The following is a 10,481-nucleotide window of genomic DNA, read 5'->3' on the forward strand; positions in this document are numbered from 1 at the left end:
CGAGTCGGCGTGCGCCGGCTCAGAACATCGCCAGTACGGCGTTGAACAGATCGTTGGACGTGCTGATGACCTTCATGTTGGCCTGATAGGCCTGCTCGTAGGCCATCAGGTTGACTGCTTCCTCGTCCAGGTTAACCGCGCTGACACTGTCACGCTGGGCCTGGGCTTGCGCCGCAACGGTAGTCGTTGCGCCGAGGTCGGCCTGATTCTGCCGGCTCGCACTGGCAACACGACCGACCAGACCGGCGTAGGCGTCGTTGAGCGGCACGGTGTTGCCAGCAACCTGAATGCCGGCTGATTTCAGTTCGAGCAGCGAGAGCAGCACCTTGTTGTTGCCCACCTCGCCCGGAGCGGAAGATAACGCCAGCTCCGATGCACCCATGGCGTTCACCGAAAGCATGCCGCTGGTGCTGCCGGGGGTATAGGCAAAGAGCGGCTGGCCTGGATTGCCGTTGAGGTCGAAACCACCTGAAAGGATGTCGTTGACCATCTTGGCCACGGCCGAGGCCATGTCGTGCAGGTCCTTCTGGGCCGGGCGCAATGCGCCGTACTCCGTGTCGTAGAGACCACCGAGCGAACCGCCCAGCCCCTGCTGGTTCAATGGGAAGGTGGTCTTGGCGAAGACCAGGGTCATCTGCTGCTCGCCAGCCAGATTGGCGTCGACCTTCAGCTGACCGGCCGTTACGCCGGCCACCAGCGGCTGGCCATTGGCCAAGGACACGCTGAGAGTGCCGTCGGACGACTCCTGCACGCGAATACCGACGTATTGGCTGAGGTCTTTGACCAGGTTTTCCCGGTAATCGCGCAGAGCCGAGGTATCGCGACCGGATGATTCCATCTCGCGGATCTGGGCGTTGAGTTCGGCGATGTTGCCGGACAGCCCGTTGATCTCGCTGGTCATCGCCACTCGCTGGCCCTGCAGGGCGTTGAGCTGGGTGCCGATGTTGCTGTTCAGCCCGTTGAAACGCTGCGCCAGCTGCTTGGCCTCGCCAATTATCTGCTGGCGCAATGCGATGGATTCGGGGGTCGAGCTGGCTTCACTGAGGGCTGCGAAGAAGTTGTCCAGGCCAACGCTGACACTCGAGCCTTCGCTGTCGATCAGCCCTTCGAGCGCGGTCAGGTACTGCTGATTGGTATTGAAGTAGCTCTTGTCGGTAGTGGCGCGCCAGAGCTGCTGATTCTGAAAGTCGTTGGACAAGCGACGGATGCTGCTGACCTGCACGCCACCGCCGATGCTGACGGACGTCTGCCCACCCAGCGACTTGAGGTCCGGCGTCAGACGACTGAAGCCCGGCGTGTTGACGTTGGCGATGTTCTGCCCGGTCGCCGACAGGGCGATCTGCGAGGCGCGAACGCCGCTGTAGCCAATTTGACCAAGAATACTCACGACTGGACTTCCTTCGACTCGATCCGGATCGGTTGCGCGAACGCCACTGAAAGGCGGGCGCCCGCGCTAACACTGCGCTGTGTAGAAAGAGCGACCGAATCGCCGACGGAATTAAGCGATGACGGCGCAACCGGCGGAACGGCCTGCAGCTGCGCACGCGGTTCGGCCAGCTGCGACGAGGCTGCGCTCAGGTCATTGAGGATGTTGCGGGTGTAGTTACGAGTCTCCGCAAAGGGGATCTTCTGCACCCAGGCGCCCGTGCCGATCTCGCCCTTGCGCGGATCACCATGGGTTTTCAGCCACTCGTCCACCCGACCGGGGCCGGCGTTATACGCAGCCAGCGCAAGGGCCTGATGGCCGTCGTAGCGGTCGAGCATCTTGTTCAGGTAGGCGCTGCCGAGGCGCTTGTTGTATTCGGCATCGGTGGTCAGGCGCGCTTCGCTGAACGGCAGGCCCAATTCGGCGGCCATGTCACGCGCCGTGCCCGGCATCAGCTGCATCAGGCCGCGGGCACCTTTGGGTGATACCGCGGCGATGTTGCCGCTGGATTCATGCTTGATGACGCTGTCGACCAGCGACTTGAACCCGGCCTTGCCGCTTTCCCAGGCGCTGTCCAGCGCCTCGACGCCGCGCTGCCAGGTGCCACGCAGCGCGTGCAGCCCGCCACCCTGGATGCCACTGCCGGAATGTCCAGCCAGAGCGGTTGGGACCGGAGCGGTATTCGCCGCCCCGCCACCGAGCTGCTGCACCAGCATGTTGGCGATCCCGGTCTGGCGCTTGCCGGCCAGGGTGTCAGCCAGGACTTCGTCGTAGAAATCACGCATGGTATCGAGCTCGCGGCTGCGCATGGGGTTGCCTGCGCCGAGCACGTCCCCGGCCTTGCGCATCTGCTTGAGGATCTGCTGCAGGAACATCGCCTCGAACTGCTCGGCGACGACCTCCAGTTGCTGGCGCCGCGCCGCGGTCGGACCGTCGGCGCGGTTGCGCATGGAAGCGAGGTGTTGCGGGAGGGATACGATGCTCATGCGCCAAAACCTATTCAGAATCTGCTGCGGGACCGGCCTGCTGCTGGGCGGCCGGTTACCGGGCCCTTGTTACATCACGATCAGTTCAGCGTTGAGCGCGCCGGCACGCTCCAGCGACTGCAGGATGCTCATCACGTCGTCAGGCGTGGCGCCGAGACTGTTGATGGTATTTATGATGCTTTCCAGGCTGGCGCCTTCGGGCCACTTGAACATGGCCTTGCGGTCCTGCTCGATGGCGACGTCCGACTGCGGGGTGACCACGGTCTCGCCGCGAGCCAAGGGGTTTGGCTGGCTCACCTGGGGACGCTCGCTGATGGTCACCGTCAGGCTGCCGTGGGCGACCGCCGCCGCTTTCACACGTACGCCCTGGCCCACCACCACGGTCCCGGTGCGGCTGTTGAACACCACCTTCGGCCGGCTACGACCCTCTTCCACTTCCAGGCGTTCGAGCATGGCCATGAAGCTCATGCGCTGGGTGCTGGTGACCGGTGCGCGGATCGACACCTTGGTGGCGTTCAGTGCGGTAGCGGTGCCGGGGCCGAAGTAGGCATCGACGGCGTCGACTACGCGGGTGACGGTCTGAAAACTTGGCTGCCGGACGTTGAGCATCACTTCGGCGCGCTCGGTGAAGTCGCTCGGGATCATCCGCTCGACCGTCGCACCATTGGGAATCAGGCCGCTGTTGGAGGTGTTGATGGCGACTTTGGAGCCGCTGGCGCCTTCTGCGTTGACGCCACCGACGATCACCGCGCCTTGCGCCAGAGCGTAGATTTCCCCATCGACACCCTGCAGCGGGGTCATCAGCAGTTGCCCGCCGCGCAGGCTCTTGGCGTCGCCCAGCGAGGACACGGTAACATCGACGGTTTGCCCGGCGCTGTAGGACGGCGGCACGGTTGCGGTGATGGTCACCGCGGCGACGTTCTTCAGTTTCGGGTCAACGTTCGGCGGCATGTTCACCCCGAACTGCTTGATCATGTTCGCCACCGACTGGCTGGTGAACTTGACCCCGTTCTTGTCGCCGGTGCCGTCAAGGCCCACGACCAGACCGTAGCCAATCAGCTGGTTGCCACGGATACCTTCGACATCCACCAGATCCATCAGCGGCACGGCCTGAGCCGGCAACTGCCACAGTGCGACAGCGGCGAGGAACAGCTTGAGGGATCGCATCGGGCTAATCATCTGAAGGGCTACCACTTAAAGAGGAAACAGCGGCGAGGTGAAGAAGCGCGTCAGCCAGCCGGCTGAATTGCTGTCATTGAGCACGCCGCGCCCGGCATAGGAAATCTTTGCATTGGCCACGCTTTGCGATGACACCTGGTTGTAGCGGTTGATGTCGTCGATACGCACCAGCCCGGTCAGGCGGATGTATTCATCGCCCTGATTCAGGCGCAGGGCCTTCTCGCCCTTGATCTGCAAGGTGCCGTTGGGCAGTACGCGATGCACGCTGACGGCAATGGAGCCGCGCAGGGTGTTCTGCTGTGAACTCTTGGCCGAGCCCTTGAAATCACGCTCGCCAGAGGCCGAGGTTTCGACGTCCGGGTAGGCCTTGCCGAGAATGGTCGGCACGCCGATACCGATACTCGATTCCTTGCCGAAGCTGGTGCCGGCGCTCTTGCTCGACTGCGTGGACTCGTCCAGCACCACGGTGAGAATGTCGCCGACCCGCACCGCGCGCTTGTCGCTTATCAGCGAGCCGGTATAACCGGAGCGGAACAGGCCGCCACCGGTGGTCGGCGGCAGGCTGTAGTCCAGCTCCAGCGGCTCGTACTCGCTGGACGGCTCTTCCGGCAACATCTCGTTGAAGCTGGCGCAGCCGCCAAGTAAGAGCAGCGCAAGAAGCAGGGTCGGCGTACGCATCATCGGTCTCAGACGGTCTGGTTGAGGAACTGCTGCATGCCGCTGGCGGCATCGAGCACCTTGGCGTTGGCCTCGTAGGCACGCTGGATGGCGATCATCGCCACCATGGCCTCGACCACCTGCACATTCGAGCCTTCGAGCACGCCCTGCTTGAGCTGGCCCAGGCCCTCTTCGCCCGGCACGCCTTCGACGGCTTCGCCGCTAGCGACGCTTTCGCGGTAGAGGTTGCCGCCCAGGGCTTCCAGGCCGCCTGGATTGGTGAAGTTGACCAGGGTGATCTGGCCCAGCTCGGACGGCAGGGTGTCACCAGCCAGCACCGCGGTGACGGTGCCATCAGAACCCACGGTAAAGCCGGTGCTGCCCTGCGGCACTTCGATGGCTGGCGCCAGGGGCAGACCCTGAGCATTGACCATCACGCCTTCGGCGTTGAGCTGGAACTGGCCATTTTCGGTATAGAGGATGTCGCCGTTAGGCGCCTCGACCTGGAAAAAGCCGCGGCCGACGATGGCCAGATCCATCGGTTGGCCGGTGGTCTGGATGCTGCCTTCGGTGAATACCTTCTGGGTACCGGCAACACGCACGCCGCTACCCAACTGGATGCCGGACGGTACGGTGTTGACCTCATCAGCCTGGGCGCCGGGCTGCTTTTCGATGCTGTAGAACAGATCCTCGAAGACGGCGCGGTCGGCCTTGAAGCCGTTGGTGTTGACGTTGGCCAGGTTGTTGGCGACGGTCGCCATGGCGGTGTCTTGAGCGGCCAGGCCGGTCTTGCTGACCCAAAGTGCGGAATTCATGCGTTATCTCCCGATCAGCTGCCGCGGATCATTCGGTTGCCGGCGTCGGAAAGGTCCTCGGCGGCTTTCATCATCTTTACCTGGGTTTCGAACAGGCGGTTCAGACTCATGGTCGAGGCCAGCTCGTCGATCGCCGAGACATTGCTCGATTCGAGAAAGCCACTGGCCAGGCGCACGTCTTCATTGGGTGCAGCGGGCTCGCCATTACGCGTGACCAGCAGACCGGCCTCGTTTTTCATCAGGTCTGCCGCCGGTACGTCGACGAGGCGGATGCGATCGACCTGGGCCATCAGGTAATCCCCTGGCGCCATGATCGACACGGTGCCGTCATTACCGATCTCAACCCGCCCGTGTTCAGGGAGCTGGATCGGACCGCCCTCACCCATGACAGCGCGACCATTGAGGGTCAGCCGCCCTTCGGCATCGATCTGCATGCTGCCCTGGCGGGTATAGGCCTCGCGTTCGCCGTCCTGCAGGACGATCAGGCCGGTGCCCTTGACCGCGAAATCCAGCTCACGGCCGGTGGACATCAGCGGGCCGGCAGCGAGACTCACGCCGTTGTTCTGGACCACCGCCATGTGGCGGCTGTCGTAGCCATGGCCTTCCACTGCCACCGCCTGCGCACGCTCGAGGTCGGCGCGAAAGCCCGGTGTGTTGACGTTGGCGAGGTTGTTGGAGCGCACCTGCAACGACATCATCGTGCGGCTGGCTGCGGTCATCGCCGTGTATCCCAAACGATCCATGGATCAGCCTCAGAGCGCGTTGAACAGGACCTGGGTCAGTTCTTTGTTGGTCGAGATCACCTTGGTGTTGGCCTGGTAGTTACGCTGGCCTTCCATCAGGCCCACCAGTTGCTGGGTCAGGTCGACGTTGGAGCTTTCCAGCGCACCGCTCGCCAGGCTGCCGTACTGACCGATGCCAGGCGCACCGAGCATGGCCGCGCCAGAGGCCGCGGTCTCGGTCCAGGCAGTACCGCTGATGTTCTTCAGGCCTTCGGCGTTGACGAAGCTGGCCAGCACGACCTGGCCTTGCAGCAGGCGCTCGCCATTGGAATAGCTGGCGTAAACCTTGCCGTCCTTCTCGACGCTCATGCCGGTCTGCTCGCCCGCGGCGTATCCGGTGGCGCGGTTGCTGGTGACGCTGAATTCGGAGCCGTACTGGCTGGTGCCGCTGTAATCGAGCTGGATATTCAGGGCATTGACGCCCCCGGCGAGCGGGGCGTTAAGCGCCACCTTGCCGATGGGGGCTGACAGGCTGCCGGCGCCGTCGAAAGTCAGCGCTTGCGGCCCGGCGACAGCGGCGCCGTCAACGTAGTAATGGGCGTTCCAGCTGTTGTCCGCGGTTTTGGCGAAGTACTGGGTCAGGGTGTGTTCCTTGCCCTGGGAGTCATACAGCTTGGTTGTGTAGGTGGAGTTGTAGCTGTCGGCCACCAGCGGGTCGAAGGCCACCGCTGGCACGTTCTGATTGGCGTCGAGATTGGCGACGAAGCTCAGCGCGTCCGTGGCCTTGGCGGGCAGGCCGCCGGCTTTCATTTGCAGATCACCCACGGTGCCGGTCTGCAGATTACCGGTGGCGTCGGCCGGATAGCCCTGCAGGCGCTGGCCGAGGCTGTTGGTCAGGTAACTGTCCTTGTCGGTGCCGAACACGCCGGCACGGGTGTAGGCCACATCACCGTTGCTGGCGCGGGTAACGAAGAAGCCACCGCCGGAGATCGCAAGGTCGAGGTTGCGGTTGGTCGTAGTCAACGCCCCGCCCTGGCTGATGCTCTGCGTTGTACCCGTTACCTCGACGCCCATCGCCTGCCGCTCGGCGTAGAGGCTGCCGAAGTTGGTCCGCGACGACTTGAAGCCGACAGTCCCGGAGTTGGCGATGTTGTTGCCGATGGTATTGAGTTGTTCGTTGACGGCCGACAGGCCGGTCAGGGCAATGTTGAAACTCATGGGCTGATCTCGATACTTAAATGGAATGAAAAACGGCGAGCCCTGGAGCTCAGCCGCCGAGCAGCCCGGCGTCGGCCTGGGCGAATTCAAGAATGTTGTAGAAAGGCACCGAACCGACGCCATTGACCTGGAGCACCGGCCCCTCTGCACTGACGCGCACGTTCGAGACCTGACCGGCGACTTCTACCCGTGGAAATTCGCCGTTTTCCGATTCGATGCTGACGCTGTATTTGCCATCGCGAAGGCCGTGCTTGGCCGGATCGATGACGAAGGGCACCTTGCCGGCGGACTGCGCGCCCAGCTCGATGCGCGTCTGGGCGCCATTGGAATCGGTCAGCAGCACAGCGGTGCGGGTCGAGGCATGACTCAGATCGAAACCGCCGCTGACGGCCTTGCCGCTCAGGTCAAGCGACTCGACCGCCACGCTTACCTGCTGCCCGACCAGACCAGCTGCGGTCAGCGTCTGCAGGTTGTCGGTCAGCACCAGGTTGTTCTTGGCCAGGGTCGCCAGGTTCTCCATGCTCTTGACCTGTGACATAGCCGAGAACTGATTGAGGAACTCGGTGCTGTCTACTGGCTTGGTCGGATCCTGGTACTTGATCTGCGCAACCATCAGGCTGATGAAGTTGTTTTCCATCTGCGTGGAATCGCTGACGTTAACCGCCTGCTTTGGCAGATCGTTGGCAGCAGCGCCGGACAGACCGCTGCCCTGCAGGTTATTGGTCACCGCCATCAGGATTCTCCCAGACGCAGCAGGCTCTGCTGCATGCTTTTTACGCGGTTGAGCACTTCGACACCGGTCTCGAAGCTGCGTGTGGCCGACATCATGTCGGTCATCTCTTCGATCTCGTTGATGTCGGGGTAGTAGACGTAGCCACTGCCATCAGCCAGCGGATTGCCCGGCTCGTAGCGACGCTTGGGCTCGGCGCCGGAGGTCACCACGTCCAGTACCTGCACGTGAGCACCACCAAGGCCGACGCCGCGAGTCAGTGAATTGTTCTCGTAGACGGCTGCGAACATCGGCTTGCGCGCCTGGTAGACGTCAGCAGGGTTGTTCGCCGCCGAATCGGTGTTGGCCAGATTGCTCGCCACGGTATTGAGGCGCACGGTCTGGGCATTCATCGCCGAACCGGCGATGCGGTAGATGGAATCGAATGACATGGCTTAACGGCCCTCGATGGCTTGCTTCAAGCCACGAAATTTCATCGTGATGAAGGTCAGGCTGGTCTGGAAATCCATGGAGTTACGCGAGAACTGCGCCTGCTCGGTCGACAGCTCGACGGTGTTGCCGTCCTGTGAAGCCTGACCAGCCACGCGGAAAAGCAGGTGCGGATCGCTACCGGCAATACTGGTGCGCGGCGAGGTGCTGCTCTCCAGCCGACGCATCTCCTTGTTGAAGTCGATATCGCGCGCCTGGAAGCCAGGGGTGTCCTCGTTGGCCAGGTTCGCAGCCAGAATCTCGCTGCGCTGCATGCGCAGACCAAGCGCCCGCTCGTGGACGCCCAGGGCGTCATCAATCCGTATACTCATTCATCGATACCCTTTGCAGCCTGGGCGGGCCGAACGACAGCCCGCAGCTATGTACGGGAGTGTTTGCAGAATGCGTGCCGAACTGTCGAAAGAAGGTAAGTGATTGATTTCATTAGCTGAAAAGCCAACCAAATACGCCGGACGAGAGCCGCTATTTCCGCATGGACCGGACGGCAGCAAGGGAAGCGGAAAGACCGCTTCCGCCTGTTTCCTCGCCGCATTGCTCCTGACGTCCGCCAGTACTGCAGCCCGTGCCGATGCCACTGCGCAAGTGAGGCAGGCCGTCGAACGACATCTTCAGGTCATGCTTGAGGGACAAGCAGCGCGTCAGGGCTGGCAAGGCATGCAGCTGCACTACGACGTCAGCGTGCCAGTCGGTTCGGCGGGCCTCACCGAGTGCTCCACCGCGCCGCAGATCCAGGCGACCGGCGAGGCGCCTTCGGCAATGGACCGGCAGCAACTGCGCGTCAGCTGCCCTGATGGCTGGTCGCTCAATGCAACCGGGCAGGCGCATGTCTTTCTGCCCGTGGTGCACGCCGCAGGCATCATCGACCGTGGCCAGACCCTCACGGCCAACGACCTTAAGTTGCAGCGCATCAATATCGCCAAGGCGCGCCGCGGCTACTACAACCGCATCGAAGAGGTAGCCGGCCTCTCTGCCAAACGCCGCATCCGCGCCGGCCAGACGATTACTCCGGCAGTTTTGGAGCAGGCCATGGCAGTCAAGCGAGGGCAACCGGTGAAGATCGTGGCCAGCCACGATGGCATTGAGGCCTCCACCTCCGGCGAAGCCCTGGCCGACGGCCAACCGGGCGACGTCATCCGCGTGCGCAACATGGGCAGCGGCAAGGTGATCGATGCGAAGGTGTTGGAATCAGGCGTAGTGACCAGCACTTTTTAAAGGCAGCTCGCGCAATCTCGCCCTGCACAGCCGCCCATTCTGCGGATGGTTGACCGCTTAATTAGTGTCTTCTCCAGCCCCGCCACCTGTATACCGTTCCGTTCCTTGTGGACTGATCCGTCGAGCGGCCCACAGACATCAGCATCTAGATGCGTGTCCAAGCGCTGCCCGAGAAGAATATAAATTTTTTGACGTCAGGATTTAATCCTCCTGCGCGAGCTGTCGCCTTACCTTTTCAGCAGGCAGTCAAGCCAGCTCCTAACAGCCCAACGCAAAAAGGATCATCTTCATGGCACTGTCCATTCATACCAACTACTCCGCACTGACCACCAACACTGCGCTGAACAAGTCCAACAATTCCCTGGCCACCAACCAGCAGCGTCTGGGCACCGGCTTGCGCGTGAACTCTGCCGCCGATGACGCCGCCGGCCTGCAGATCGCCACTCGCCTGAACGCTCAAAGCCGCGGCATGAGCGTCGCCATGCGCAACGTCGGTGATGCCACCTCGATGCTGCAGACTGCGGAAGGTGCATTCAGCGAAGTGACCGACATCCTGCAGCGCATGAAGGACCTGTCGACCCAGGCAGCGAACGATACCAACGGCGCAACCGACCGCACTTCGCTGAAATCTGAATACGACGAGCTCGGCAAAGAGCTGACCAACATCGTCAGCAACACCAAGTATGCAGGCGAAGCGCTGTTTGCCGCTGGCGGCAAGTTCTCTGCAGCGGTCAACTTCCAGATTGGTGCCTCGGCCGCCGAGAAGCTGACCATGGACGTTGCCACTGACATGGCGGCACTGCGCACCGAGCTGACCACTACCGTTCAGGCCGGCACCATGGATACCGCCGCGAACGCCGGCACCACCATCACTGCCCTGGAAACCGCCCTGAACAATGTCGGGTCCATGCGCGCCAAGTTCGGCGCCAACATCAACCGCCTGAACCACACCAGCAACAACCTGGCGAACATGAAGGACAACACCGACATGGCCAAAGGCCGGATCATGGACGCCGACTTCGCCATCGAAAGCGCCAACATGAGCAA

At 62.6% G+C, this 10,481-nt stretch carries 12 protein-coding genes; 2 read left to right on the forward strand and 10 right to left on the reverse strand.

Annotation, left to right across the window (positions count from 1 at the left end; all coding sequences use genetic code 11):
* Positions 1–19: 19 nt before the first annotated feature.
* The 10 genes from flgK to flgB all read right to left on the reverse strand — a co-directional run bounded on the left by flgK (position 20) and on the right by flgB (position 8,533).
* The gene (gene flgK, locus EA797_RS20385) at positions 20–1,387 is read right to left on the reverse strand and encodes a flagellar hook-associated protein FlgK (protein WP_122168613.1); all 1,368 of its coding nucleotides are present in this window, start codon (positions 1,385–1,387) and stop codon (positions 20–22) included.
* Entirely contained in the window at positions 1,384–2,412 is a 1,029-nt protein-coding gene (locus EA797_RS20390) for a lytic transglycosylase domain-containing protein (RefSeq protein ID WP_122168615.1), read from the reverse strand. The genes flgK and EA797_RS20390 overlap by 4 nt, the downstream gene beginning before the upstream one ends.
* A gap of 69 nt (positions 2,413–2,481) precedes the next feature.
* Positions 2,482–3,579, reverse strand: a complete 1,098-nt coding sequence (locus EA797_RS20395; protein WP_122168617.1) for a flagellar basal body P-ring protein FlgI — start codon at positions 3,577–3,579, stop codon at positions 2,482–2,484.
* Positions 3,580–3,606: 27 nt separating this feature from the next.
* Positions 3,607–4,269 (reverse strand): flagellar basal body L-ring protein FlgH, encoded by a 663-nt coding sequence (flgH, locus tag EA797_RS20400; RefSeq protein WP_208644472.1) that lies wholly within the window; start codon positions 4,267–4,269, stop codon positions 3,607–3,609.
* Positions 4,270–4,277: 8 nt separating this feature from the next.
* On the reverse strand, positions 4,278–5,063 hold the full coding sequence (flgG, locus tag EA797_RS20405) for a flagellar basal-body rod protein FlgG (RefSeq protein ID WP_122168620.1): 786 nt from the start codon (positions 5,061–5,063) through the stop codon (positions 4,278–4,280).
* Between the two features lie 14 nt (positions 5,064–5,077).
* Positions 5,078–5,806, reverse strand: a complete 729-nt coding sequence (gene flgF, locus EA797_RS20410) for a flagellar basal-body rod protein FlgF (protein WP_122168621.1) — start codon at positions 5,804–5,806, stop codon at positions 5,078–5,080.
* Between the two features lie 9 nt (positions 5,807–5,815).
* Entirely contained in the window at positions 5,816–7,003 is a 1,188-nt protein-coding gene (gene flgE, locus EA797_RS20415) for a flagellar hook protein FlgE (RefSeq protein WP_122168623.1), read from the reverse strand.
* Positions 7,004–7,052: 49 nt separating this feature from the next.
* Entirely contained in the window at positions 7,053–7,736 is a 684-nt protein-coding gene (locus tag EA797_RS20420; protein WP_208644473.1) for a flagellar hook capping FlgD N-terminal domain-containing protein, read from the reverse strand.
* Positions 7,736–8,164 (reverse strand): flagellar basal body rod protein FlgC, encoded by a 429-nt coding sequence (flgC, locus tag EA797_RS20425; RefSeq protein ID WP_122168625.1) that lies wholly within the window; start codon positions 8,162–8,164, stop codon positions 7,736–7,738. The genes EA797_RS20420 and flgC overlap by 1 nt, the downstream gene beginning before the upstream one ends.
* Positions 8,165–8,167: 3 nt before the next feature.
* Positions 8,168–8,533 (reverse strand): flagellar basal body rod protein FlgB, encoded by a 366-nt coding sequence (gene flgB, locus EA797_RS20430; RefSeq protein WP_122168627.1) that lies wholly within the window; start codon positions 8,531–8,533, stop codon positions 8,168–8,170.
* A gap of 103 nt (positions 8,534–8,636) precedes the next feature.
* On the opposite strand from flgB, the gene flgA reads away from it, so the two are divergent.
* On the forward strand, positions 8,637–9,434 hold the full coding sequence (flgA, locus tag EA797_RS20435) for a flagellar basal body P-ring formation chaperone FlgA (protein WP_341866927.1): 798 nt from the start codon (positions 8,637–8,639) through the stop codon (positions 9,432–9,434).
* A gap of 289 nt (positions 9,435–9,723) precedes the next feature.
* On the forward strand, positions 9,724–10,481 hold a 758-nt coding region (locus EA797_RS20440), incomplete at its 3' end, for a flagellin N-terminal helical domain-containing protein (protein WP_122168629.1).

Origin of the sequence: Stutzerimonas zhaodongensis, assembly GCF_003696365.1 — a bacterium.
In the GTDB taxonomy this organism is placed as follows: domain Bacteria; phylum Pseudomonadota; class Gammaproteobacteria; order Pseudomonadales; family Pseudomonadaceae; genus Stutzerimonas; species Stutzerimonas zhaodongensis.